Genomic DNA, 26,013 nt, shown 5'->3' on the forward strand with positions numbered 1-26,013 from the left:
ACGGTGGGGCGCATGAACGCCCCACTTTCTCTCATTGATTTCTGCACCCGCTACCCCGGCGAATCCGTCGGCGAAGCGACGCAGCGCTCCGTGGCCTTCGCCCAGCAGGCGGAGGCCTTGGGGTATTCGCGCATCTGGTACGCGGAGCACCACAACATGTCCAGCATCGTCTCCTCGTCGCCGGCGGTGCTGATCAGCCACATCGGCGCGAAAACCAGCCGCATCCGCCTCGGCGCCGGCGGTGTGATGCTGCCGAACCACTCCCCGTACGTGATCGCCGAGCAGTTCGGCATGCTGGAGGAGCTCTACCCCGGCCGCATCGATCTGGGTCTCGGCCGCGCGCCCGGCACCGACCAGCAGACCCTGGGCAGGGCGCTGCGCCGCGACCCGCGCGCAGCCGAAAACTTCCCGCAGGACGTCCAGGAGCTGCAGGCGTGGCTGTCCAACACCTCGCCGCTTCCCGGTGTGACCGCGATGCCGGGCTTTAACACCAACGTGCCGCTGATCATCTTGGGCTCGTCCATGTTCGGCGCCTCCCTGGCCGCGCAGCTGGGTCTGCCGTACGCGTTCGCCTCCCACTTCGCCCCGCAGCACCTGGAGCAGGCCACCGCCTACTACCGCGACAACTACCAGCCGTCCGAGCGCCACCCGGAGCCGTACTGCATTGCGGCGGTCAACGTCACCGCCGCCGAGACCGAAGAGGACGCGAAGCGCCAGACGAAGGTGGTGCACCGCAACCGCGTGCGCGCGTTTATGGGCCGGCAGGGCAAGCAGCTTTCCGACGACCAGCTGGACACCGTGGTCAACTCCCACCAGGGCCGCCAGATCATCGACATGCTGCGCTACACCGCCGAGGGCACCGGCGAGCAGGTCGCCGAGTACCTGGAGGCGTTCCGGGAAACCGCCCAGGCCGACGAGCTGATGATCTCCCTGCAGTCCGGCAGCCACGACGAGGTGAGCCGGTCCATGGAAATCCTCGCCGAAGCCTGGGGCTAACCTGCGGAACACCCCGGGGTTTGTAGGACAGACCTCCAACTACTAGGAGTTACGCTGTGGCTGGTTTAGTATCAGGTGTCGTTACATTCCCGGTTGTCTACAAAGGACGTGATTCCGCCCATGGCGCAACTGCCTACCGGCCCGCTTCGCCGCCCGCAGCAGCACGAAGAGATCGCGGACTACCTGCGCGACGAGATCTTCGCGGGCCACATTCCGGCCGGCGAGTCGCTGCCCAGCGAAGTCGAGCTGTGCGAGCAGTTCAACACCTCCCGCGGGCCGGTGCGCCAGGCGGTGGCCACGTTGCGCGCCGAGGGGCTGTTGTCCTCCGGCCGCGGCCGCCGCTCGTTGGTGCTGTCCAACACGCGCACCGAGACGTTCGAGGAGATTTTGTCCAACACCTCCTGGCTGTTTCGCATGGGCAAAGACCCCAGCGAGGACGTGGAGCAGTTCGGCATGGACACCGCCAGTGAGGAATTGGCGGAGCACATGGGCATTAACCCGGGCGACGAGGTCTTCGTGGTCCGCCGCGTGCGCCGCGCCGACGGTGAGCCGGCGGTGATTGAGCGGATGGCATTTTTGCCGTCGCTGGCAGAGGTCATCGAAACGGTGGACACGTCCGAACAGTCAATCCACCGCGAGCTCATCCGCGCGGGCGCCGACTTCAACAACATCTCACGCGCCTTCACCATCGAGCAGGCGGACGCGGATACCGCCTCCAAGCTGGGCATTGCCGAAAATGCGCCGGTGCTGCGTGTGAAGATCAAGGCGTTGACCCACAACGGTGACGTGCTCGAAGCCGCCGAACACATCTTCCGCGTGGACAATCTCTCCTTCGGCCTGAACAACGTGCGCGGGCACTCCTCCCCGATCTGGTTCCAGACTGAATCCGAGATCCACTAACCTTTCCCTCATGCATCCAAAGACTCTGGTGGCCGCGGCTGCCTTGGCCCTCCCGTTGGCCGCGTGCGGTGATTCCGCACCGCGCGACAACGTGGTGGTGGCGGCGTCGGCGGCCCCTGCGGGGTTGGACTTCACCACCACCGGCGGCGCGGCCGCGCCCCAGGCGCTGGTGGGCAACGTGTATGAAACGCTGGTGCGTATCGACGCCTCCGGCACCCCCGTGCCCCACCTCGCCGAACGCGTCGAGCGAGACGGCGGCGTATTTACATTCCACCTGCGCGACGGCGTGACGTTTGCAGACGGCACACCGTTTACCGCCGACGACGCGGCGTATTCAATCCACTACGTACAAAACGAGTGGACCAACGGGCTGAAGGCCCAAATGGATCCGGTCACACACGTCGAGGTGGTAGACGAGCACACACTGCGCGTGGCCGTCGAAGGCGGCGAGGCTGCCGAAGATGCCTGGCTGTGGTCCATGGGCACCCTGACGGGGGCGATGATGACACCGGCAGGCGTCGATAAGCTTGCGACCGCTCCCCTGGGCACCGGGCCGTACACCGTGAAACGCTTCGATGTGGGCGAGGCCATCGAGTTCGACGCGCGCGAGGATTACTGGGGCGGCGACGTCGCGCGCGACGGGCTGATCCGCTACTTCGACGACCCGGTCTCCGCCGTCAACGCCCTGCGAGTGGGCGATGCGGACGTGGTGTGGGGCATGCAGGCGCCGCAACTGATCGACACCCTGCCGGAGAACATCCGCGTCGGGGTCGGCACCACCAACGGCGAGGTGCTGCTTTCCATGAACAACACCCGCGCGCCTTTCGACGACCCAGACGTGCGCCGCGCCGTGGCCTACGCGGTGGACCGGGCGGCGGTCAACGAGGTGGTCTACAACGGCCTGGGCACCGACACCGGAGGCGCGCCCGTGCCGCCGACGGACCCCTGGTACCCGGGCCGCGACTTCTACCCCTTCGACCCGGACAAAGCCCGCGAGCTGCTCGCCGGGCGCACTCCGGAGATCACCATCACCGTCCCCAACCGCCCCTACGCGCAAGAGGCGAGCGAGCTGTTGTACTCGCAGCTTCACGACGTCGGCTTCCGCGTGCGCCTCGAGACCGTCGAGTTCCCCGCAGTCTGGTTGAACCAGGTGCTCAAGGGCCACGACTACCAGGCCTCGCTGGTGTCCCACGTGGAGCCGCGCGACGTGCCCATGCTGTTTGGCAACCCGGAGTACTACCTGGGCTACGACAACGCGGTGGTGCGCGAGCGCATCGCCGCCGGCGACATGGCCGGGGCGGTGGAGCAGATCATGGACGACGCCGCGGCGCTGACCCTGACCAACGCGCCGAACATCGTGCTCTACGCCCCCGGGGTCTCCGGCCTGGACCCGAACGTGGTCACCGACTCGCTGCCGCTGAACGAGGTGGAGAAATGATCCGCACCATCGGCAAACACATCCTGCGCTTCGTCCTGCTGCTCGCGGCCGCCAGCGTGGTCATTTTCACCCTGCTGCGTTCGGTACCCGGCGACCCGGCGCGCGTGGCGCTGGGTGTCTCGGCCACCGAAGAGGCCGTCGCGGAGCTGTCGGCGCGCCTCGGGCTGGATCAGCCGCTGCCGGTGCAGTACTTCGACTGGGTTTCCGGTCTGCTCACCGGCGACTTCGGCATTTCCATGGCCTCGGGCAAAGACATCACCGACACGGTGCTCGAGCGCGCCGGGGTCTCGCTGACACTCACCCTTGTGGCCATGGCGGTCTCCCTTGCCGTGGCGGTGCCGGTGGGTGTGTACCTGGCGCGGCGCACCCACTCCCCTGACGGCGTGCTCGTCGGCGCGCTGTCGCAGGTGGGCATCATCGTGCCGTCGTTTTTGGTCGGCATCGCCCTTGTCGCCCTGTTTTCGGTGCGGCTGGGCTGGCTGCCCGCCAACGGCTGGGGCACACCTGCGCATGCGGTGCTGCCGGTGGCCTCGCTCGCACTCGTGCAGACATCGATCCTCACGCGCTACGTCGCAGCTTCCGTGCGCGAGGAGATGGGCACGGATTATGTGCGGACGGGCAGGGCCCTTGGTGCGTCGATAGGCAATGTGCTTTTCACCTCGGCGCTGCGAAACGCCGCGCTGCCGGTGTTCACGGTCGTCGGCGTGCAGCTGGCGTCGCTGGTGGTGGGCGCGGTGGTGATCGAGCGCGTGTTCACCATCCCCGGTTTGGGCACCATGCTCCTCGACGCGGTGGGCAACCGCGACCTGGCCACCGTCCAAACCGTGATGATGGTCATCGTCGCGTTCACCCTGGTGGTGAACCTGATCGTGGACCTGACGTACGCGGTGGTGGACCCGCGGATTCGGAGGCAGGCATGAGCTGGCAGCGCAAAGCAGGCGCGGTGATCGTCGCGCTAGTCGCCCTGGCGGCTGTGGTCTCGCTTGCGTGGACGCCCTACGACCCGCTGCAGACCGAAGTCGCCGCGCGGCTGCAAGATTCTTCCCCGGCGCACTGGATGGGCACCGACCAGTTCGGGCGCGACATCGCATCGCGCGTGATGGACGGCGCGCGGCTGACGCTGACGGTAGCCGTGGGCGCCGTCGCGCTGTCCGGGCTTGTCGGCGTGCCGCTGGGGATCTGGGCCGGCATGCGCCGCGGCGCCTCACGGGTGGTCATGGCCGGTGCCGACCTGCTTTTGGCCTTCCCCGCGCTGCTTCTCGCGATTGTGTTCACCGCCGTGTTCGGCGCCTCCATCTGGATTGTGGTGCTGGCCATCGGCATCGCCGGCATCCCCGCCTTCGTGCGCGTGGCGCGCGCCGGGACCATGCAGGTGATGCAGCGCGACTACATCCTGGCCGCGCGCATCGCCAAGGTTTCCGGCCCTGCGATCGCGTGGCGGCACGTGCTGCCGAACATCTGGCCGTTCGTGCTCACCCAGGTCTCCGTCGCCGTTGCGCTGGCCATCCTGGCGGAGGCCGGCCTGTCGTTCCTCGGCCTCGGCGCGCCGGCACCGTACGCCTCCTGGGGCCGCATGCTGCAGGCATCCCAGCCGCACCTGGCCACCTCCCCGCACCTGGCGCTGTGGCCCGGAGCCGCAATCGCCCTGACCATGCTGGGCTTCAACCTTTTGGGAAACGCTGATGATCGACGTTAACCACCTTTCCATCCCCGGCATCCTCGACGACATCACCTTCTCGGTCGCGCCGGGCGAACGCGTCGGCATCATCGGCGAGTCCGGCTCCGGCAAGTCCGTCACAGCGCTTTCCATCATGGGACTGAGCGACCTGCCGGCGGAAGGCTCCATCACCGTCGACGGCACCGAGATGGTGGGCACCCCGGACCGGATGCGCCGGCGCGTGCGCGGCACAAAGGTCGCGATGGTGTTCCAGGAGCCGATGACGGCGCTGGACCCGCTGAAAAAGATCGGCGCCCTCGTCTCCCCTGAGGCATTGCGCGAGGTCGGCGTGGACCGCCCGAACGCCTACCCGCACGAGCTGTCTGGCGGGCAGCGCCAGCGCGTGCTTATCGCGTTGGCCCTGAGCAAAAACCCGGACGTGCTGATCTGCGACGAGCCCACCACCGCCTTAGACGCCATCGTGCAGGCGGAAATCCTGGAGCTTTTGGACCTCCTCGTGCGCGAGCGCGGCATGGCGCTGTTGTTCATCTCCCACGACCTCGCCGTGGTGCGCCGCATGACCGACCGGGTGCTCGTGTTCAAAGGCGGGCGCATGATGGCGCCGGACTCCGACTACGCCCAAGCACTTACCGCGGCGGCGGTGCCCGGCCCGCCCGCCGAGCCCGCCTCGCTCGGCGAGCCGGTGGTCACACTCGACGGGGTCTCGTTGCGGCGCGGGCACACCCTCGCCGTCAACGACGTGGACCTCACCGTGCGCGCCGGCGAGCGCCTCGCCATCGTCGGCGGGTCCGGCTCCGGCAAAACGTCGCTGTTGCACCTCATCGCGGGCCTGCGCGAACCGACCGCCGGCACCGTGCGCGTGCAAGGCGACGTGCAGATGGTTTTCCAGGACCCGTACTCGTCGCTGGATCCGCGGATGGCCGTGAGGACGTCGATACGCGAGGCAGGCGTCGATGCCGCCCGCGCCGACGAAGTGCTCGCGCGCGTGGGGCTCGAAGGCACCGGCGACCGCACGCCACGGCAGTTTTCGGGCGGGCAGCGCCAGCGCATCTCGATCGCGCGCGCCGCGGCACCACACCCGAGCATTTTGCTTGCCGACGAGCCCGTCTCCGCCCTCGACGCCACCATCCAAGACCAGGTGCTGGACCTGCTGCGCGATACCGTCGGCAAGCACACGCTCATCTTTGTCACCCACGACCTGAAAGTCGCCCGCGAGCTGTGCCCCACTGTGGCGGTGATGCGGCACGGGCGCATCGTGGAACGCGGCGCGACCGAAAAGATCTGGGCGGCACCTGAGCACCCGTACACGCGCGAGCTACTCGACGCTGTGCTGTAACTGGGTGCTGTAAGTTAGCGCCCATGAGTATGTGCGTCGTCGGATCCATCAACGCCGACCTGACCGTCAACGTCGAACGCCACCCCACACCGGGCGAGACCCTACTGGGCGCAGGCGGCGGGATTACCGCCGGCGGCAAGGGCGCGAACCAGGCCGTCGCCGCGGCGAAGCTGGGCACCCCGGTCGCGCTCGTCGGCGCAACCGGCACCGACGCCAACGCCGACCCCGCCACCGCGATCCTTCGCGAGGCCGGGGTGGATCTACGCCACGTCGAAGAAGTCGAGGAAGTCACCGGCCTGGCCGTGATCACCGTTGCGGCCAACGGCGAGAACACCGTGCTCGTGGTGCCTGGGGCGAACGCGCTGGTGGACGCGGCATTCGTAGACAGCCACGCAGACGCCGTGGAGACCGCCGAGCTGGTGCTGCTGCAAGGCGAGATCCCCGCCGACGGGTTTGCGCGCGCCGTGGAGTTGGCGCGGGGGCGCGTGGTGGTCAACCTCGCGCCCGTCGTCGACGTGCAGCAGCAGGCGCTGCTTGCGGCCGATCCCCTCATGGCCAACGAGCACGAAGCAGGCCTGATCCTGGAGCAGCTCGGCCTCGACGGCGCGGGCACGCCAGAGGAGCTGGCGCGGCGCCTGCTGGACGCCGGGTTCGCCTCCGTGGTGCTCACCTTGGGCTCCGCGGGCGCGCTGGTGGCCACCGCCGAGGAGCTCACCCACATCGACTCGCCCAAGGTGGAGGCGGTGGACACCGTCGGCGCGGGCGACTCGTTCGCGGGCGCGTTCTGCCACCGCATCCTCGAGGGCGACAGTATGGCCGACGCCGCGGCGTTCGCCTGCCGCGTCGGCGCGTTCTCGGTCACCCGGCCCGGCGCGCAGCCGTCCTACCCGTCTGTGGGAGACGACCTGCCTGAGATCTAGACCGCAGTTTTGGGCCTCGGGTTCAGACCCCAGCCATGCGCCGGGGCCTGGGTCTCGCCCAGCACGCGGGCGAAGACGGTGAATCCGCCGCGGGCGATTTCGATCTCGCGCATCAGTCGAGCCGTTCAAACAGGCCGCGGGCAACTTCGGCGCCGTGCGCCCAGATGCCGTCGTGGAACCACTCGGAGTGCGTCCACACCTGCAAGTTCGGGGTCTTGCGGGCGGATTGGATGGTCAGCTCGTACGGGATGAACACGTCCTTTTCGTACAGGATCGCCGCGGCCGGAACCGTGTTTGCGGACATGTCCTGCGCCTGCGCCTTTAAGTCCGTGCGATGATGCACCTGGTCCACCGCCTCGTAGAAGGGGGTCAGCGCCGGGTCTTCGGCGAAGTGGGTGCGGAAGAAGTGGTTGCCAAGCAGGGGCAGATCATAGAACTCGTCGCGCCAGATGCGGTCCGCGGACCAGTTCACCGCGTGGCCCGGCCGCGCCATCACGGTCTCGTGGATCACGGCCCACAGCGGCATGGTCTCCAGCGAAATGATGCTGCCGAGCTGCGCCAGGAAATCTCCGCGCAGGCGCTTCTCCCCGCCACGGGTGGTAAACGGTGCCTCGAACAGGTTGGCCAGCTGGGCGAAGTCGTCGTCCTCGCCCAGCAGCACGCCGGCCATCTTCATCCTGGTTGCGGACAGGCGCTCCCCGGTGGGCATTCGCTCGTCGTGGTTGTCCAGGTGGTCGGCGACCTCTTCGACTCTGTCTTTCATCCACGGAATCGCGCGGAAAAGCTGCTGCTGCCTCTGCGCAAGCAATTGGAACGTCAGGCGGTTGAACGCGTCGACGTCCATCTCCGGCTCCGGCACCGCGCCCGCCAGATGCACGCGGCGCAAGCCTGACGGGAAATAGGACAGGTACGAGCTCGCGCACGCCGCACCGAAGGAATTGCCCAACAGGTCCCACTGCTCAAGGCCCAAATGTTGGCGCATCGCCTCGGCGTCCGCGGCCACATCCGGCGGGCGCAGGTGCGCGAGCATGTCCGCGGTGATGCGCTCGGGCGTGGTGCGGTCGATCTTGTGGGAGCGGCCCGTGCCGCGCTCGTCCATCAAAAACACGCGGTAGCGCTTCAGCGCCTCCGGAATCCACTCCATCAGCGTCCGGGGGCCGGGCTTGCCGGGCCCGCCCTGGAAATACGCGATGGCCGGCAGGGAGTCGTCGGTAGAAAGCTCGCGGCAAAAGACGCTGATATTGCCTAAGGACGCATCCTCTCGGCTCACCGGCACCTCAATCTCGTGCTCGCGCACGGCGACATCCGGCAAGAAAACGGTGGAGCCCATGGGATACCCTCCAACTATGAAAGTGCGTTCTTACCAGGACATCGGACACGATTTCCTCGTCCCGGAATCGTTCAGTGCAACGATGCTACCGGAGTGGCGGTTAGCGTCCTTTTCTCTGGTGCTTCCCATCCCGGAAGCCGCAAGCCTCACTGCGGACGGAAAACCGTTCGACCTCGGCGCACACGGCTGGGCCTACGGCCGCGACAAAGGCCTTCGCACCATTGAAAACCCCATGTGGGACCATTCGCGCGGCGTCTTCCGCAAACCCGACGAGCGCGAGGGCTACTACGGCGACATCATCGTTGAAGGCGGCCGGCCCTACTACAACGACGCGCGCAACCGGTTCTTGGAGCCGATGCACGACGCCGTGGGCGCAGGCTCCGTCGATGCGGACGTGAAGCGCACCGTGGATAACCGCCCGCACGCGAACCGGGAGGTGTTCGACCACTCGGAGCTGGAAAACGTGGTGGAGAAAAACCGGAGGCGTCGCCAAGCAAACGCCACCACCACCGAAGAGAAGGACCTGGCTGATACCGGCTGGGACCCGGCGATCGCCGCGCACCACTTCGCCTTCGACTCAGTCCCCAACGAAACTGCCTTCGAGCTGGTTAACTACGACCACCAGGTGGCGTGGGAGGACCAGGTGCGCGGCACACGCGGAAGCCACGGCACCGCGACGTTGCGTCTCATGTCGGCGGAGGTGCTGCAGTTCCACGACCTGCACCTGACCAACCTGGCCGCCAAAGTGCCGGAGCCGGCGCACGTGGTCAGCGAGTTTTTGGTGCTCAACGTTGTGGCGGAGAACCTCTCTTCGGCCACGCTAGGATTCTTGAGCGCCGCGCTGACCAAGCCGCGCAACTCGGTGCAGTTCTACGACCGCGCCGGCGACTACGACTACAGCCCGCCGCAGCTGTTCGCCCTGACCAAGTTCGTCAACATCGCCGTGCGCGAAATCGATTCCGCGCTCGGGCGCGAGACCTCGATGAAGCTGTCCACCAGCGGCGGGCTCGTGGCCACCTGCGAAGGCGAGTGCTCGAGCACATTCACGTTGCCCGCCCCGCAGCGCGTGGCCATGGCCATCCCCAACCCCGCGAAGCCGAAGTCGGTGCTGGAAACCTTGAGCGAGGGCAACAACGGCTCGGTGCCTTCGCGTATCGACGCTCCGTTGGTGCTCGACGACCCAGACAGCACCTGGAAGTGGCACGAGCAATGGGCCTGGCAGATCCTCACCGGGGCGGACTCCTACCCCGAGCAGGTGCCACTGCAAACACCCGAGGCGCTAAGCGGGTTCGTGGCGGCGAAGCTGTCGTCCTGGACCGTGATGACCTCCGAGTCCGGCGTGGGCCTGGTGCGCAGCAAATCCGCCAGCCGCGAAGGCATGCGCTACTGGTCTTTGGCCAACACCCGGTTCGTGGACCTAGTGATGCTGCAGATGCGCGCCCAGGCGGGCGAGACGCACCTGCGCAAGTCGCTGAAGATCATCGGCGACTCCGCGGCGCACACCAGCCGCGCAGATGGCGCCGCCGGTACCGAGCAGGTGCAACGCCAAGCGTTGCAGTCGGACCTGGAGCGTCTGGAGAAGCTGCAGCTGGACCACATTGAGATCCGCGACAAGCTGTGGTTTAGGCGCGTGCCGGGCCGCGACATCGACACCCGCGTGCTCAAAGGGCTGCAGCGCGCCACCGGTTTTGACCAGCTACGCGACGATTTCGACACCAAGGTCAAGTCCCGCCAAGGCGTGATCCGCACCCAGTTCGAGCAGGTCTCCGGCGAAATCGCCGAGGCGGAGGCGAAACGATCCGAAGCGATGAACCTGATTTTGGGTTTCGTCGCCGCGGCAATCGGTGCCCCGGACTGGGCCCAGGCCGCCGGCTGGGAGGGCCTGTGGGGCAACCTCGGCATGGGGCTGATCATCTTCGTGCTGATGTTCGCGCTGGTGTGGGCTCTGCAGGCGGTGTTCAGGAAGGCCACGAAGCAGGGACGCCACCTCCGCTTCGTGGAGGAGTAGCTACTCCTCGCCTTCGGTGGACAGCGCCGCCACGAACGCCTCCTGCGGCACGGTGACGGAGCCGATGTTCTTCATGCGCTTCTTACCGGCCTTCTGCTTCTCCAGCAGCTTGCGTTTGCGGGAGATATCGCCGCCGTAGCACTTGGACAGCACGTCCTTGCGCAGCGCGCGGATGTTTTCGCGGGCGATGATCTTCGAGCCGATGGCGGCCTGAACCGGAACCTCGAACTGTTGGCGCGGGATGAGCTCTTTGAGCTTTTTGGTCATCTTATTGCCGTACCACTGCGCCGAGTCCTTGTGCACGATGGCGGAGAAGGCGTCCACCGGCTCGCCTTGGAGCAGGATGTCCACCTTGACCAGGTCGGCGAGCTGCTCGCCGGCCTCCTCGTAGTTGAGCGAGGCGTAGCCTTTGGTGCGGGATTTCAGCATGTCGAAGAAGTCGAAGATGATCTCGCCGAGCGGCATGATGTAGCGCAGCTCCACGCGGTCCTCGGAGAGGTACTCCATGTTCTTCATCTGTCCGCGCTTGGACTGGCACAGCTCCATAGTGGAGCCGACGAACTCCTGGGGCACGATGATGGTCATGTTCACGATCGGCTCGTAGACCTCGGGGGTCTTGCCGCTGGGCCAGTCCGAGGGGTTGTGCACGAGCTGCTCGGTGCCGTCCTCGGAGACCACGCGGTAGGTCACGGAAGGCGCGGTCGAGATCAGGTCCAGGTCGAACTCGCGCTCCAGGCGGGTGCGGGTGATCTCCATGTGCAACAGGCCCAAGAATCCGCAGCGGAAGCCGAAGCCCAACGCGACGGAGGTTTCCGGCTCCCAGGTCAGGGAGGCGTCGTTAAGCTGCAGCTTCTCCAGGCTCTCGCGCAGCGTGGGAAAGTCCTCCTGGCTGACCGGGAACAGGCCCGAGTACACCATGGGCTTGACCTCTTCGAAGCCCTCGAGCGGTTCCTCAGCACCCTTGGAAGCCCAGGTGACGGTGTCGCCGACGCGGGTGTCGCGCACGTCTTTCACACCGGTGATGAGGTAGCCCACCTCGCCGGGGCCTAGCCCCTTGGTCTTTTTCATCGTGGGCGAGACAACGCCGATCTCGAGGATCTCGAGCGTCTTGCCGGTGTTCATCATCAGCACCTTCTGGTTCGGCTCGAGCGTGCCGTCCATCATGCGGATGTAGGTGACCACGCCGCGGTAGGTGTCGTAGACCGAGTCGAAAATCAGCGCGCGGGCCGGCGCGTCGGCGTCAGGCGCTGCCGCGCCCGCCGGGGACGTCGGCGCCGGGATGAGATCCACCACGCGGTCCAGCAGCTCCGGCACGCCCTCGCCGGTTTTGCCGGAGACGCGCAGCACATCCTCCGGCTCGCAGCCGATGATGTTGGCGATCTCCAGGGCGTATTTCTCCGGGTCCGCCGCCGGCAGGTCGATCTTGTTCAAAACCGGGATGATCTCGAGGTCGTTGTCGATGGCCATGTACAGGTTGGCCAGGGTTTGTGCCTCGATGCCCTGGGCTGCGTCGACAAGCAAAATTGCCCCCTCGCAGGCGTCCAAGCTGCGGGCGACCTCGTAGGAGAAGTCAACGTGGCCCGGGGTGTCGATCATCTGCAGCACCATTTGCTCGCCGACGTGATCGCCGGTCTTGGGCACCCACGGCAGGCGCACGTTTTGCGCCTTGATGGTGATGCCGCGTTCGCGCTCGATGTCCATGTTGTCGAGGTACTGGTCGCGCATCTCGCGCTCGGCGACGACGTTGGACAGCTGCAAGATGCGGTCTGCCAGCGTGGACTTGCCGTGGTCGATGTGCGCGATGATGCAGAAGTTGCGGATCCGGGCGGGATCCGTGAACGTTTCCTCTGCAAAATTTGTCGATTTGGCGGCCATAGTTGCCACATCCTACTTTGCGTCACCCCGCGCTACGGTACGCACCATGCCTTATCACCGTCTCGGACTCACTGATCGCACCCGACCCGCCGCGTGGTGGCGGGCGCTGATTGAACTTCTCGTGCTGGTGGGGTTGGTCATCGCCTTCGTGGCTATCTCCGCGATGCTCCTCGGGCTGGCGGCGGGCCTGAGCGGGCGGAACTATCTTGACCTGCTGGCGGGCACGGCGGATCCGCTTACCCCGCTGGTCCAGGTGCTGCTCATCGCCGCGATCCTGCCGGCGCCGTTTCTCGCAGCACTTATCGCCGGCCGCCGCCCGCGTGCGCTGCACAGCACCGCGTTGCGGCTGCGGTGGGGTGTGCTGGGGCGCTCGCTCGCTGTGGTGGGTGCGGTGTACGCAGTATCTTTGCTTATCGACGTCCTCCGGGGCGCCGCCGCCGATACCACCATCAACCCGTTCCGGTTGACCCTAATCGCGGCCCTGTTGATCGCCGTGCCGCTGCAGTCCGCGGCCGAGGAGTACGTCTTCCGTGGCGCGCTGCCGCAGATCCTCGGGCAGTGGCGCGCGCCGGCGTGGCTCGCCTACGCGCTACCGGGCGTGCTGTTTGTGGCCAGCCACACCTACAACTGGATCGGGCTGATCGATATCGCCGTATTCGCCGTGTGCACCGCGGTGCTGACGTGGCGCACCGGCGGGCTTGAGGCCGGGATCGCGCTGCACGCCGTCGGCAACACCGTGTTCTTCTGCTCCGGCGCGGTGGACATGCTCGACCCGAACGCCACGGAGATCGGGTGGCAGCAGATGCTCGGGGCCGCCCTGATGACGATCGTGTGCACCATCCTGCTGCTGTGGGCGCTCAAAGGAGTTTCAGCCGATCAGCAGAAACCCCTTGTCCCAGCAGGCGAGACAGCTTAAGGTTGCAGATAACTGCAATGTGGAGGTGCCAACGTGGCGTTCGAGCGATTTAAGCGCAAAAGTGCGCGACCCCGCACGGCATCGCTCGACCAGGGTCTGGCTCTGCTGCACGACCGGGTGGCCAACCAGATTGAGATGCGCCGCAAGCGCGCCTCGCGCATGGACGTGCGCCCCACCGGCTCGGTGCCCCGCAACGTCTACTACGCCCCCGACATGGACGGCGGCGCCGAACCCGGCGAGGTGGTGTGGGTGACCGTGCCGTCGCACCCGCCGAAAGAGCGCTCGATGCTGGTGGTGGGCCGGGAGCACAGCGACATCTTGGGCCTGCTGATCTCCCCGGAAGCAGGCCACGCGGAAGACGACCGCTGGTTTGAGATCGGCCCCGGCGACTGGGACGCATCCGGCCACCCCTGCTGGGTGCGCTTGGACAAGACCCTCATTGTGCCGGAGGCCGACGTGCACCGGCGCGGCACAACCGTGCCGCAGCGTCGCTTCGAGCGTGTGGCGAACACGCTGCGCGAGCGCTTCCAGTGGCTCTAAGGCCAGTTTGTCCCGGTAGAGACGGGCTGTTATCCTGCTCAAGTTGACCGTCTCCGGCCACTTTCGGGTGCGTGCTGCTACGCGGGCAGGACCTTGGGTTCGCGTTCATAGCCAAAGCAGTGCGCGTTTTTACCCGGCTGGGGCGACGACATCCGTGTTCGATTGAGAAACCAAGAGGTATTTCATAATGGCTAACATCAAGCAGCAGAAGAAGCGCGTTCTCACCAACGAGAAGCGTCGTCAGCGCAACAAGTCCGTCCGCTCCGCCACCCGCACGGAGATCCGCAAGTTCCGCGAGGCTGTGGAGTCCGGCGACAAGGCTGCCGCTGAGGCGCAGCTGCGCGTGGCTTCCCGCAAGCTGGACAAGGCTGTGACCAAGGGCGTGTTCCACCGCAACTCCGCGGCGAACAAGAAGTCCAACATGGCTCGCGCCCTGAACAAGATGGACTAATTCCATCGTGTTTCGCCCCGTGCATCGTTTAACCGGTGCACGGGGCGTTTCGTGTGTAAACCCCTTTGAACCAAGAATCGATGTACCCGCTGTGAAACACTCACGCCGCGCGCTCGCAGCTGCGCTTGCCACCTCCCTGTCGCTGTCGTCGCCGGTCGCGCCGGCCGAGGCGCAGCAGCTAAGTTCCTCCCCCGAGTTTGAGGCGCTATTGGCCCGCTACGCTCCGGGCGTGGACCCGGAGCAGGTGCGCGCGCTCGGGGTGCTGGCGGCGTTGTTGGCCAGCATCGCTATCGCGATTCCGATGGTGAAAAACGGCAAGGTCACCTCGCCTTCGCGCGAGCACACCCACTCGCTGCAGGTTGATGGGCGCACCCGCACCTACGACGTGGTGCTGCCGCGCGGCTTCGACGCGGAGAAGTCCTACCCGGTGGTGCTAGGCTTCGGCGGCTGGCACCACACCTCGGGCAACATGCACGACTACTCCAACCTGGAAAGCCAGTTCCCGGACGCGATCGTGGTCTACGGCCAGGGCGTCGACAACGCCTGGGGAGGCGCGCCGTACGCGGACACCAGCATCGACGAGGATGTCGCGTACACAAAAGCCGTGCTTAACGACGTTGCTTCGCGCTACAACGCCGACACCTCCCGCACCGTCGCCGTGGGGCTGTCCAACGGCGGCGGCATGGTCGCCGCGCTGGCCTGCCACGCCCCGGAGACGGTGCGCGGCGTGGCGTCGGTGGCGGGCGCGTTTTACTCCCCCACCGTCACCGGCTGCACGTCAGGCGAAGTGCCGACGATGATCATGCACGGCACCAAGGACGGCGTGGTGGGCTACAACGGCGGTTTCCGCCACGGCGCGCCTTTCGAGTCCGTGGAGAACGTGGCGCGCACCCTCGCCCGCAAAAACGATTGCACCATGGTGGCATCAACATCGCGCTCCGGCAGCATCACCACCTTCGACTTCGAGCTCTGCTCCGCACCTGTGCGCATCGAGCGCGTCGAGGGCGGCGGCCACACCTGGTTCGACTCGCCTAGCGCGACGCACCGGACGGCACAGTTTTTGCGCCGCTACCTCTAGACCACGCCGACCAGCCCGCGGGCGATGAGCACGGCGCCGACCACCATGAAAAACGCGCCCGCGGCAATGTCGATGTACGGCCCGGCGCGGAGGAACTTCCGGCGCACCCGTTCTGCCGAGGTGATCTGCGCGACCGCCCCGAACAGGGCGAATGAGCTGAGCCAGAGCGCGGCGATGACAATCACCGCGGTTGTCAGTGATGGGTTCGCGGGCAAAAGCGGCGCGATCATGGCGGTCAGCGCGACCACGATTTTGGGGTTGGCCAGGTTGGTGGCCACGCCTCGTCGATAGGCAGCTTGCACCGAGCCCAACCGCTGCACCGCTTCCTCCAGATCCGCGGGTGGATCGTGCCTGTCGCGCAGCCCGCCGCGCAGGTTGTGCTGGCCCATCCAGATCAGCGCCGCGCCGCCGACGACCTGTATGGCGGCGACGGCCTGCGGCACCGCGTGCAGCAGCGCCGCCGCGCCCACGACGGTGAGCGTGAACCACAACGCGGCGCCGGTGTGGATGCCCAGATTGGTCGCCCAGGCGTGCTTTCGCGATCGGGTCGCCGTGCGCATGAGCAGGACCATGTCCGGGCCGGGGGCGGCGGCACCGATCAGGTTGAGCCCGACGATGACCGCAAGATCGCCCGGCGCGATCATGCCAGCTCAGCGATGCGTCGCACCGCGTTTTCGAGGGCGAACTCCGGGTCGCCGCCTTGGCCTTTCACCTCGGCGTCCAAATCGGAGACGATGATCACGGCGTGGGAGACCGCGTCCCCGCTCCACTGGCGCGCCACCTGCATGGTCTTTTTCGCCACGTACGGATGCATGCCGACGGTGCGCGCCAGCTGGTCCGGGTTGCCGCGCACGCCGTGCAGTTTGGCGATGTCGCCGACCTTGCGTGCGAGCGCCGCCGCGATGGACACCGGGCTGGTGCCCAGCTGCAGCGCGCGACGGGTGGAGGCGAGCGCCCGGTCCGCGCGTCCCGCCACTGCCTGGTCCGCGATGTCGAAACCGGCGACCTCAGCCACGCCCACGTAGTAGGCACGCACGGCTTCGACCGTGAGCTCGCCCTCGGTGTCGCTGACCAGCTGGCTGACGGCGGAGGCGAGCTCGCGAAGGTCCGAGCCGACCGATTCCAGCACCGCGGCGGCCACGTCCGGGGTGGGGCGCACACCGTGGCTGCGGAACTCCTCCATCAGCCAGGAGCGGCGTTCGTTGTCTTTCAGCGCATCAGCCTTGTGCACCTCGGCGACCTTGGCAAACTTCTTCACCATCGCCTTTTGGCGTCCGCCGCCGGTGTGCTCGACGATCAGCGTGATGCCCGGCACGGGGTTCACACACGCCTGCAGGAGGATCTCGGTGGGTTCCTTGCCGGCAAGTTCCGCGTGCTTGACCACCACTACGCGGTCCTCCGCGAACAGCGACGGGCTGGTGGCCATCGCGATCTCACCCTCGGAGACGTCGCCGGCGCGCAGGGTGGTCACCTCCACGCCCTCGCCGGCTTGGGCGACGATGGCTTTGGTTGCGCGCTCGGCGAGGAAATCGTCCTCGCCGAGCACCAGGTGCACGGGGTTGAGCATGCGCGCCATCTTACGTCCCGAGCCGCTGCCGCACAGACTTCCATCGCACCGGGGTATTCCCCACAATCACACAGGGTTTTAGTCCCCGTAAAACCCTGGCAAATTCCGCAGTGTGGCTTCATACTTCTATTGGAGACTGCGCAAAGCGTCACCGCCCGTGAGCATCCGCCGGGCCCGTACCGGACCAGCACAACACAACGGAAGGATCCCCTTTGAGCACGCACCTGACCTCCCGCCGCCGCGGCACCTCCATCGCTGCCGCCGCACTTGCCCTTGCCACCGTTGCCCCGCTTACGCATGCGGTGGCCTCCCCCGACACCGCCCCAGAAGCTGAGGCTGTGACCAACAGCAGCCCGGCCGACTCGAAGTGGTCTGCCCCGGCTGGAACCATCGACGCAGACGCCATCAAAAACGGCTACGTCAACAGCGCTGCCGACCTCACTAACGCCGGGAGCCTGCTGTCCGGGCGCGTCGGCGTCATGGAGTCAACCGCGCCGTCGAGCATCAACGACTCCATGGGTCTCAACGGTGTCACCGTGTTCATGCAGTTCCGCGACTCCGACGGCACGCTTTCTCCCGTCTACGCAGCCCAGTCCCAGCCCCTTGCAGGGCAGGCCGCCGGCGCCTACGCCTTCGACCTGCGCATGCGCGACGCAAACGGCAACCTGGTCAAGGATAAAAAGGGCAACTACGTCTCCTTCTACGACGCCAACGGCAAACCGCACCTGTTCAACGCCTCCGGCGTGGGCAACGGCCAGCAGGCGTACCGCCTGTGGGTGGCGGAAAAAGACCTGGTCAACCCGGAAACGGGCAACCAGTACGTCTACACCCGCCAATCCGGCGGCATCGTGCCCAACTCCTGGGTCGGCGTGGCACCGGGCTCTGGCCAGTACCCCGCGGACGCGTCAGGCATGTTCCAGCTGGCTGGCCAGAATATCCAGCGCACCGGCATTTTCCTCACCGAGGTGGTAGACCCCGCCACAAGCTACATGTCCGCCCCCAGCGTCAAGGTTGATCCCCTCGGCCCGCTGAACAACCCGGCGACTACCCTGCAGGTGACCGATACGATCTCCGGCTTTGTGTGGATGGACACGCTCAAGGGCGACCGCCAGGTCGGCCCGCCCACCCGCAACACGGGCGACGGCGACACCAACCTCGAGGGTTACAACGTCTTCGCTTCGGTGCTGACCCCCGAAGCCCAAAAGCGCGTCGAGGCCATTGAAAAAGATTCCAAGATCACGCTGGCGCAGCGAGCGGGCGCTATCAAGGCCATGCTCGAGGAAATGCGGGCTGCCGGCAACGAACCGATCGCGGTGACCGTCACCGGAAAGACCGACGAAAACGGCCAGTACACCCTGCGCACCGACTACAAGGAACTCTCCGGCAACTCGCGCATGTACATGTGGGTCACGGACCAGAACGGCCAGCAGGTCAACGCGTACTCACCTTTCCCTACCCCGGTGTTCCAGAAGTACAACGACAACGCCGGCGAGGCTCCCCGCCCCGCCGCGGCCATCGTGCCGGGCATGAACCCCGCGCCGGACAACTTCTACAACTTCGGCTTCGCGGTCGTGCCCTACGGGCCGGTGAAGTTGGACATTCCCAACTACGACCAGCTGCTGAACCCGTCGCCGCTGGACGGCACGGCGCAGCTCAATGTCACGGGCACGCTGCCGCCGGTGCCGGGCAACCGCATCGTCTGGCGCAACGAAACCACTGGCAAGGTGGTCAAGGAGTGCCCGGTGTCCTCGCTTTCGGACGCGAACGCATGCACCTTCCCGGTGTCTGCGGACCCCTCTGCTGCCGCCGGAACCGTGTACTCGGCAACCCTTTACAGTGGCATCGGCGACCTGCTCGCGTCTGACTCCTTCATCGTGGCCAAGGGGCAAAACGCGGTGAGCCAGCCTGCCTACCCCGCCATGGAAACCTTCCCCGGCAAGGCCGTCACACTGAACCAGACGGACACGTCCGTTCCGGAGGGCACAAAATTCAGCTACGGCACGCCTGTCGACGCCTCCGGTGCCCCCGTTTCCGGCTGGACCACGCTGGCAGCCTCAGGCGCGGGCACCGGCGGGTTCACCGCCACCCCGCCCGCTGGCACCGCGCCCGGCGAGTACACGATCCCCGTGCAGGTGGTTTACCCGGACGGCTCGCAGGAGACGGTCTTCGCCAAAGTCACCGTCACACCGACCCCGCAGGCGGAGGAGTTCACCCCGCAGGGCCAAACCACCGAGGCCGTCGTGGGAACCTCTGTACCGGAGGCGCGCTCCGCCATCGCCAACGTGGTGGACCTGCCGGCGGACGCAACCTACAGCTGGGAAACGCCGCCGTCCACCGACAAGGAGGGCGACTTCCCCGCAGTGGTCCTGGTGACCTACCCCGACGGCTCGGTAGACCGCGTGGAGGTGACGGTGCGCATCACCCCGGCACCCACAAAGCCGCTGAACCAGACCAACGACCCGGCTGGTCAGGACCAGACGGTCAACCTGGGCGATACGCCGACCGCGCGCGCCTCTATCGCCAACGCCGACGACATGCCGGCCGGCACATTTTTCGCCTTCGAAACTCCGGTGGATACCTCAACGTCCGGCGCGAAGCCGGCCGTTGTTCTGGTCACCTACCCCGACGACACCGTGGACCGGGTAGAGGTGACGGTGCACGTGCGCACCCAGGCGGAGCAGTTCGACTCGTCCGGGCAGCCGCAGACGGTGGACAATGGTGCTGAGGTGGACCCGAAGGCGTCGATAAGCAACGCAAGCGAGCTGCCGGAAGGCACGACCTTCGAGTTCGAGGACACCCCGGATACCTCCACGCCGGGCACGAAGGACGCCGTGGTTGTTGTCACCTACCCGGACGGCACTGAGGACCGCGTCCAGGTGCAGGTGACGGTGACCCCGCAAAACGAGCAGTACGCGCCGCAGCCGGCGGTGCAGGTGGTGGATCAAGACACGACGCTCGACCCGGAGCTGTCCCTGCTGCCGAGCCAGCAGCTTCCCGACGGCACCCGCTTCGAGTGGGCCACCACTCCGGACACCTCCTCGCCAGGCACGAAGGACGGCGTGGTGCGCGTGACGTACCCGGACGGCACCACCGAGGACATCAAGGTGCAGGTGGAAGTGCGCACCCAGGCCGACCAGTACGCTCCGGTGGCGAAAACGCAGACCGTCGACAACGGTGCCACGCCGAAGGCGCAAGACTCCATCGCCGATACCGCATCGTTGCCGAAGGGCACCACGTTCGAATGGGAGGAAGCACCCGACACCTCCTCGCCGGGGTCGAAGGACGCCGTTGTGGTGGTCACCTACCCGGACGGCTCCACGGAGAAGGTGCCGGTGAGCGTTGTTGTGCGCTCGCAGGCCGACACGTTCTCCCCTGAAGGCCAGGATCAGACCGTGGACTACGGCACCGACGCCGACCCGAAGGACTCGATCGCAAACGCCGGCGACCTGCCGGAAGGGACAAAGTTCGCCTTCGAGGTGCCGCCGGCGGGCGCGCAGCCTGGCACCCACTCCACCAACGTCATCATCACCTACCCCGACGGCACCGTGGACACGGTTGCCGTGAAGGTGACCGTGCGGCCCTTGTCGGACTCGGCCGACCCGCAGGGCGCCGACGTCACCGCCGACATCGGAGACCACGTCACGGCAGAAGACCTGCTGGCCAACGAGGACACGCTGCCGGAAGGCACCACGCTCGCGCTGGAGAACCCGGTGGACACCTCGAAGCCAGGCAAGCAAGAGGTCACCGTGGTTGTCACCTACCCGGACGGCTCCACCGAAAAGGTCACCACAACCGTCACGGTGCGCCCGCAGGCGGACACCAACTCCCCCGCTGGCCAGGACATCGACGTGGTCGAAGGCGCCGAGGCGTACCCCGAGTCGGCGATCACCAACATCGGCGACCTGCCCGCCGGCACCACCTTTACCTGGGCCACCGAGCCGGACACCAGCGCAACCGGCACCCAGGACGCGGTCGTGCGCGTGACCTACCCGGACGGCTCCACCGATGACGTGCCGGTGCAGGTCAAGGTGACGCCAAAGCCGGCAGAGCCGATGAACACGACCAACGATCCGGCCGGCCAGGACGTCACCGTCCAGGCCACCAGCGCGCTGAACGCCCGCGATGCCGTGGCAGACGCGGACTCGCTGCCGACTGGCACGCACTTCGAGTTTGTCAACCCGCCGTCGACGGACAAGCCCGGCACGTTCGACAACGTCGAGGTACGCGTGGTGTACCCGGACGACACGGTCGACACCATCACCGTGACGGTCACCGTCACCCCGCTTGCGGACGACTACGCTCCCGCCGCCGCGGAACAGACCGTGGACAACGGCGCCACCCCGGACGCCGCCGCATCCATCGGCAACCTTTCGGACCTGCCGGCCGGCACGAAGGTGGAATGGGACAGCACGCCTGACACCTCCTCCCCCGGCGACAAGACCGGCACCGTGAAGGTGACCTACCCCGACGGCTCCACCGACACCGTCGAGGTCACCGTCACCGTGCGGCCGCAGGCCGACACCTCCACCCCCACGCCCAAGGTGCGCACCGTGGAAAACGGCGCCAAGGACCTGCGCCCGGAGGACTCCATCGCCAACACAGACGACCTGCCCGGCGCCACCTACACCTGGCAGACGCCACCGGACACCAGCCAGACCGGCGTCCAGGACGTCTCCATCACCGTCACCTACCCGGACGGCTCCTCCGAGGAGGTCACAACCCAGATCGTTGTGAGCCCGCTTGCGGACGCGAACGAGCCGACTGGCCAGCCGCAGACGGTGGATAGGGATGCTGCGGTGGACCCGAAGGCGTCGATAAGCAACGCAAACGACCTGCCCGAAGGCACCACCTTCACCTTCGAATCTCCCGTGGACACCGCGACCTCCGGTGCCAAGGACGCAGTGGTGCTGGTGACCTACCCGGACGGCTCCGTCGACCGCGTCAGCGTGCAGGTCGACGTACGCACCGACGAGCAGTACTACGCCCCCGCCGGCAGGACCCAGACCGTCAACATCGGCGAAGACCCCGCGCCCGCCGCCTCCATTGTGCACCCGGATTCGCTACCGGTGGGCACCAAGTTGACGTGGGAGAGCGCACCGGATACCTCGAGCAGCGGTGTGAAGGACGCCGTGGTGCGCGTGGAGTACCCCGACGGGACCAGCGAAACCGTGAGCGTGACCGTTAGCGTCCGCTCCAACGAGCAGCAGTACACCCCGCACGCGGGGCTGCAGGTGGTGGACAAGGGCGCGCAGCCGCAGGCCGCCGACTCCGTGGACAACGCCAACGAGCTGCCGGACGGCACCGAGTTCACCTGGGTGTCCACGCCCGACACCTCCTCGCCTGGACAGAAAACAGGCGAGGTGCTGGTGACCTATCCCGACGGCACCACGGAGACCCTCACGGTTGTGGTGCAGGTGCGCGACGACGCCGAGATGCACGATCCCACCGCCGCCGACCAGGTGGTGAACCAGGGCGAGGCCGCCGACCCGCGCGCGTCGGTGTCCGGCGACCTGCCGGACGGCACGAACCTCACCTGGGAGCAGCCGGTGGACACCTCCACATCCGGCGTCAAGGACGCCGTTGTCGTGGTGACCTACCCGGACGGCTCCGTCGACCGCGTGCCGGCGAAGGTCATCGTGCGCACCCACACCGACCAGCACGACGCTGCCGGCCAGGACATCACCGCTGTCGAGGGCGTCGACGCGCCGCCGGCGCGCACGGCCATCGCCAACGTGGCGGAGCTGCCGGCCGATGCCGTCTACACGTGGTCGGTCGCGCCGGATACCTCTGCAACCGGCGACGTCCCGGCCGTCGTGCTGGTGACCTACCCGGACGGCACGGTGGATCGCGTCCCGGTCACCGTCCACGTTGTCGCGGCACCGAAGACCCCGATGAACGAGCAGCACACCCCGAGCGCTGGCGAGCAGACCGTCAACGTCGGCGACAGCGTCGTGCCTCGCGCTTCCGTTGGCAACGTCGACGACCTGCCGGCCGGCACCCACTTCGAGTTCACCCAGCCAGTGGACACCTCTACCCCGGGCAATAAGGACGCCGAGGTCCTGGTGACCTACCCGGACGGCACGACCGACACTGTGAAGGTCACTGTTGCCGTGCGCTCCCAGGCCGACCAGTTCTCCCCGGAGGGCCAGCCGCAGAGCACCAACCACGGGCAAGTGCCGGCGGCCACCGGCTCGATTGCCAACGTCTCCGAGCTGCCTGCCGGCACCACGGTGACCTGGAAGACCGAGCCTGACGTCTCCGCCCCGGGCGACAAGGACGCCGAAGTGCTGGTGACCTACCCCGACGGTTCCACTGAGACCGTGAAGGTAAAAGTCAGCGTCCGCGAGCAGTCCCAGCAGTTCAACCCGGTCGGCCAAGACCAATCTGTTCAGCAGGGCGATGCCCCTGAGGCGTCCGCGTCTATTGCCAACCCGGAGCTGCTCCCCGAGGGCACCACGATTACTTGGGAGGACGCCCCGGACACCTCTACCCCGGGCACGAAGGACGCGACGGTGGTGGTGACCTACCCGGACGGCACCACGGACAAGGTCAACGTCCAAGTTGCCGTCGGTTCCATGGCCGACCAACACGACCCGGTTGGAAAGGATCAGAGCGTCACCAGCGACGATGTGCCGCAGGCCGGAAACTCCGTGGCGAACGTGGCCGACCTTCCCGCGGGGACCACATTCGGTTGGGAAACTGCCCCGGACACCTCTACTCCGGGCGCAAAGGAAGCCACGGTGGTGGTGACCTACCCGGACGGCTCCACGGACACCGTGGAGGTCACCGTTGACGTGGCGAGCCAGGCCGACACACACGACCCGCAGGGCCAGGGCATCCAGGCCGTGGAGGACACGCCTGCGCCGAACGCCGCCACCGCTATCGCCAACGCGTCCGACCTGCCGGCCGGCACCACCATCACCTGGGACAGCGAGCCCGACACCTCCAAACCTGGCACCACTGCCGCGACTGTGGTGGTGACCTACCCGGACAAGACCGAGGACCGGGTGCCGGTGGAGGTCACCGTCATCGAGGCCCCCGCGACCCCGATGAACGAGTCCCACCAGCCTGTCACCCGCCCGGTGTTTACGCAGCAGCTTGTCGACGCCCCTTCGGCCACCACCGCCGTCGTCAACGCCGACACCTTCCCGCCGGGCACCCACATCGAGTGGACCACCGAGCCGGACACCTCCGTGCCCGGCGAGCAGACAGCGTCGATCACCGTGACCTACCCGGACGGCACCAAGGACGTCGTGGAGACCACCCTGACCGTGGGTGAATCGCTGTCCACCACACACACCCCGTTCTGGGACCAGACCCACGCCCAGCCGGGCGCCAAGGTGACCCTGCCGCAGGTCGGCGACCACTCCATGCCGGAGGGCACCACCTTCACCGTGGATAACCCGGAGTTCGTCATCGCCGACGACGGCACCGCCTACGTCACTCTGCCTGCGGATGCGGCACCGGGCGATGTCTTTACCACCACCGTGACCATCCGCTACCCGGACGGCTCGTACGAGACGGAGGAGATCCGGGTCACCGCCGAGCTGCCCTACAACCCGGGCTACGGCGACCCCGTCACCGCCGCGCTCGGCGGTTCCGGCACGGCGCTTCTGACCTTCGATGTCGCTCCGGATGTCTCCGAGGCGCACATCACCGCAACGCACGACCACAACGGGCTATGGCAGATCTCCGACCCGGATGCCCGCGGCAACATCACCGCAGTGGGTCCGACGCTGGAGGCGCTGGCGAAGTTGTACACCGGCAAGGAGTCGGTCGCGGAGCTCGCGTCGCTTTTCGACGCCTCCGCCGACGTCACCGTCACCTACCGCCCAGGCGTGCCCGCTGACGAGGACGTCACCGCCCGGTTCACTCTCGTGGCGGTCGACGGCACGCCGATGGCGCAGGTGTCCGACTGGGACGGCGACGGTGTGTCCAACGAGGACGAGGTGAACAAGGGCACCAACCCGTTCGACCCGGCGTCTGTGCCGGCCGAGCCCGCTCCCGAAGCGCCCACCGACGTCTACCCGCCGGAGGTCAGCGTCACCCCGGGTGGCACCACTGAAATCCCGGCGCCGGCACTGCCGGATGATGCCACCGTCACTCCGGCGCCCAGCGTGCCCGACTGGGTCGAGGTCAAACCCGACGGCAACGTCATCGTCACCCCGCCGGAAGACGTCAAGCCGGGCACCTACCCCGTCGAGGTCGAAATCACCCGCCCCGACAAGGACCCGAGCAAGGCCACCATCGACGTCACCGTCACCGCTCCCGAAGCGCCCACCGACGTCTACCCGCCGGAGGTCAGCGTCACCCCGGGCGGCACCACCGAGATCCCGGCACCGGCACTGCCTGACGACGCCACCGTCACCCCGGCGCCCAGCGTGCCCGACTGGGTCGAGGTCAAACCCGACGGCAACGTCATCGTCACCCCGCCGCAAGACGTCACCCCGGGCACCTACCCCGTCGAGGTCGAAATCACCCGCCCCGACAAGGACCCGAGCAAGGCCACCATCGACGTCACCGTCACCGAGCCCGCTCCGGTGCCCGAAAAGCCCACCGACCCGGCCCCTGCGCCGTCTGGTTCCTCGGCGCTGACGGATGAGGAGCGCGGTCGCTGCATCGCCACCGGTGTCGGATTCGGGCTGCCGCTGCTCGCGCTGATCCCGATCGCGATTGGCTCGCAGGTCAACCTGCCGTGGGTCGACGAGTTCTCGCAGCAAGCGCACTCGGCACTGCAGGACTTCAACACCCAGCTGCAGCAGAAGACGGGCCTGTACAACCCGGATGTTGCGCAACAGGTGGACAGCATCAACCGCCAGTTGCAGGCGTTCGGCCGCGAGCACGGCACGTTGATCGGCGGCGCTGGCGCGGTTGCCGTGGCAGCACTCGTTGTCACGCTGCTGTGGAAGAACTGCACCCCGGGCGAGCAGCTGAGCTCTGACTCGAGCAGCGAGTAGGCCTCGCTGAGCCCAAAAGGCAC

Annotated in this window: 17 protein-coding genes; 13 read left to right on the forward strand and 4 right to left on the reverse strand. The window is 67.1% G+C overall.

Annotated features, from left to right (window positions below; genetic code table 11):
• Positions 1 to 12: 12 nt before the first annotated feature.
• The 7 genes from CAFEA_RS08475 to CAFEA_RS08505 all read left to right on the forward strand — a co-directional run bounded on the left by CAFEA_RS08475 (position 13) and on the right by CAFEA_RS08505 (position 7,268).
• Complete coding sequence (locus CAFEA_RS08475; protein WP_063937978.1) at positions 13 to 996, forward strand: LLM class flavin-dependent oxidoreductase; 984 nt, start codon at positions 13 to 15, stop codon at positions 994 to 996.
• A gap of 120 nt (positions 997 to 1,116) precedes the next feature.
• A complete protein-coding gene (locus CAFEA_RS08480; RefSeq protein ID WP_063937976.1) occupies positions 1,117 to 1,896 on the forward strand; it encodes a GntR family transcriptional regulator in 780 nt (259 codons plus the stop codon).
• Positions 1,897 to 1,906: 10 nt separating this feature from the next.
• Entirely contained in the window at positions 1,907 to 3,334 is a 1,428-nt protein-coding gene (locus tag CAFEA_RS08485; RefSeq protein WP_082855684.1) for an ABC transporter substrate-binding protein, read from the forward strand.
• On the forward strand, positions 3,331 to 4,254 hold the full coding sequence (locus CAFEA_RS08490; RefSeq protein ID WP_063937974.1) for an ABC transporter permease: 924 nt from the start codon (positions 3,331 to 3,333) through the stop codon (positions 4,252 to 4,254). Before CAFEA_RS08485 ends, CAFEA_RS08490 begins: the two co-directional genes overlap by 4 nt.
• Positions 4,251 to 5,030, forward strand: coding sequence for an ABC transporter permease (locus tag CAFEA_RS08495; RefSeq protein WP_063937972.1), 780 nt, complete (start codon positions 4,251 to 4,253; stop codon positions 5,028 to 5,030). Before CAFEA_RS08490 ends, CAFEA_RS08495 begins: the two co-directional genes overlap by 4 nt.
• Positions 5,017 to 6,348, forward strand: coding sequence for an ATP-binding cassette domain-containing protein (locus tag CAFEA_RS08500; RefSeq protein ID WP_063937970.1), 1,332 nt, complete (start codon positions 5,017 to 5,019; stop codon positions 6,346 to 6,348). The genes CAFEA_RS08495 and CAFEA_RS08500 overlap by 14 nt, the downstream gene beginning before the upstream one ends.
• Positions 6,349 to 6,371: 23 nt before the next feature.
• Positions 6,372 to 7,268 (forward strand): ribokinase, encoded by an 897-nt coding sequence (locus tag CAFEA_RS08505; protein ID WP_034998270.1) that lies wholly within the window; start codon positions 6,372 to 6,374, stop codon positions 7,266 to 7,268.
• Between the two features lie 112 nt (positions 7,269 to 7,380).
• Here the strand turns inward: CAFEA_RS08505 and CAFEA_RS08510 are convergent, their stop codons facing one another.
• Complete coding sequence (locus CAFEA_RS08510; protein WP_063937968.1) at positions 7,381 to 8,598, reverse strand: alpha/beta fold hydrolase; 1,218 nt, start codon at positions 8,596 to 8,598, stop codon at positions 7,381 to 7,383.
• 16 nt (positions 8,599 to 8,614) lie between these two features.
• Between CAFEA_RS08510 and CAFEA_RS08515 the strand changes: the two genes are divergently transcribed.
• Entirely contained in the window at positions 8,615 to 10,606 is a 1,992-nt protein-coding gene (locus CAFEA_RS08515) for a hypothetical protein (protein ID WP_063937966.1), read from the forward strand.
• On the opposite strand, the gene lepA is transcribed toward CAFEA_RS08515, so the two are convergent.
• Entirely contained in the window at positions 10,607 to 12,481 is a 1,875-nt protein-coding gene (lepA, locus tag CAFEA_RS08520; protein WP_034998263.1) for a translation elongation factor 4, read from the reverse strand.
• A gap of 46 nt (positions 12,482 to 12,527) precedes the next feature.
• Here lepA and CAFEA_RS08525 point away from each other — a divergent pair, with 46 nt between their 5' ends.
• The 4 genes from CAFEA_RS08525 (at position 12,528) to CAFEA_RS08540 (ending at position 15,466) form a co-directional block, all read left to right on the forward strand.
• Positions 12,528 to 13,397, forward strand: a complete 870-nt coding sequence (locus CAFEA_RS08525) for a CPBP family intramembrane glutamic endopeptidase (RefSeq protein ID WP_159437629.1) — start codon at positions 12,528 to 12,530, stop codon at positions 13,395 to 13,397.
• A 33-nt stretch (positions 13,398 to 13,430) separates the two neighbouring features.
• A complete protein-coding gene (locus CAFEA_RS08530; RefSeq protein ID WP_063937962.1) occupies positions 13,431 to 13,937 on the forward strand; it encodes a type II toxin-antitoxin system PemK/MazF family toxin in 507 nt (168 codons plus the stop codon).
• Positions 13,938 to 14,124: 187 nt separating this feature from the next.
• Entirely contained in the window at positions 14,125 to 14,388 is a 264-nt protein-coding gene (rpsT, locus tag CAFEA_RS08535; RefSeq protein ID WP_034998260.1) for a 30S ribosomal protein S20, read from the forward strand.
• Between the two features lie 91 nt (positions 14,389 to 14,479).
• Positions 14,480 to 15,466: a CE1 family esterase gene (locus CAFEA_RS08540; RefSeq protein ID WP_082855683.1), complete on the forward strand. Its 987-nt coding sequence runs from the start codon at positions 14,480 to 14,482 to the stop codon at positions 15,464 to 15,466.
• On the opposite strand, the gene CAFEA_RS08545 is transcribed toward CAFEA_RS08540, so the two are convergent.
• Both CAFEA_RS08545 and holA read right to left on the reverse strand, forming a co-directional pair.
• Entirely contained in the window at positions 15,463 to 16,110 is a 648-nt protein-coding gene (locus CAFEA_RS08545) for a LysE family translocator (RefSeq protein ID WP_063937960.1), read from the reverse strand. The genes CAFEA_RS08540 and CAFEA_RS08545 overlap by 4 nt on opposite strands.
• A complete protein-coding gene (holA, locus tag CAFEA_RS08550; protein ID WP_063937958.1) occupies positions 16,107 to 17,042 on the reverse strand; it encodes a DNA polymerase III subunit delta in 936 nt (311 codons plus the stop codon). The genes CAFEA_RS08545 and holA overlap by 4 nt, the downstream gene beginning before the upstream one ends.
• Before the next feature lie 203 nt (positions 17,043 to 17,245).
• Between holA and CAFEA_RS08555 the strand changes: the two genes are divergently transcribed.
• Positions 17,246 to 25,990: a Rib/alpha-like domain-containing protein gene (locus CAFEA_RS08555; RefSeq protein ID WP_076589969.1), complete on the forward strand. Its 8,745-nt coding sequence runs from the start codon at positions 17,246 to 17,248 to the stop codon at positions 25,988 to 25,990.
• Positions 25,991 to 26,013: the final 23 nt, after the last annotated feature.

This window comes from Corynebacterium afermentans subsp. afermentans (assembly GCF_030408355.1).
Lineage (GTDB): Bacteria > Actinomycetota > Actinomycetes > Mycobacteriales > Mycobacteriaceae > Corynebacterium > Corynebacterium afermentans.

Bases quoted from the DNA above. Each gene is read 5' to 3' on its own strand.
- CAFEA_RS08475 (WP_063937978.1), top strand. From the start codon at position 13: ATGAACGCCCCACTTTCTCTCATTGATTTCTGCACCCGCTACCCCGGC.
- CAFEA_RS08480 (WP_063937976.1), top strand. From the start codon at position 1,117: ATGGCGCAACTGCCTACCGGCCCGCTTCGCCGCCCGCAGCAGCACGAA.
- CAFEA_RS08485 (WP_082855684.1), top strand. From the start codon at position 1,907: ATGCATCCAAAGACTCTGGTGGCCGCGGCTGCCTTGGCCCTCCCGTTG.
- CAFEA_RS08490 (WP_063937974.1), top strand. From the start codon at position 3,331: ATGATCCGCACCATCGGCAAACACATCCTGCGCTTCGTCCTGCTGCTC.
- CAFEA_RS08495 (WP_063937972.1), top strand. From the start codon at position 4,251: ATGAGCTGGCAGCGCAAAGCAGGCGCGGTGATCGTCGCGCTAGTCGCC.
- CAFEA_RS08500 (WP_063937970.1), top strand. From the start codon at position 5,017: ATGATCGACGTTAACCACCTTTCCATCCCCGGCATCCTCGACGACATC.
- CAFEA_RS08505 (WP_034998270.1), top strand. From the start codon at position 6,372: ATGAGTATGTGCGTCGTCGGATCCATCAACGCCGACCTGACCGTCAAC.
- CAFEA_RS08510 (WP_063937968.1), bottom strand. From the start codon at position 8,598: ATGGGCTCCACCGTTTTCTTGCCGGATGTCGCCGTGCGCGAGCACGAG.
- CAFEA_RS08515 (WP_063937966.1), top strand. From the start codon at position 8,615: ATGAAAGTGCGTTCTTACCAGGACATCGGACACGATTTCCTCGTCCCG.
- lepA (WP_034998263.1), bottom strand. From the start codon at position 12,481: ATGGCCGCCAAATCGACAAATTTTGCAGAGGAAACGTTCACGGATCCC.
- CAFEA_RS08525 (WP_159437629.1), top strand. From the start codon at position 12,528: ATGCCTTATCACCGTCTCGGACTCACTGATCGCACCCGACCCGCCGCG.
- rpsT (WP_034998260.1), top strand. From the start codon at position 14,125: ATGGCTAACATCAAGCAGCAGAAGAAGCGCGTTCTCACCAACGAGAAG.
- CAFEA_RS08545 (WP_063937960.1), bottom strand. From the start codon at position 16,110: ATGATCGCGCCGGGCGATCTTGCGGTCATCGTCGGGCTCAACCTGATC.
- holA (WP_063937958.1), bottom strand. From the start codon at position 17,042: ATGGCGCGCATGCTCAACCCCGTGCACCTGGTGCTCGGCGAGGACGAT.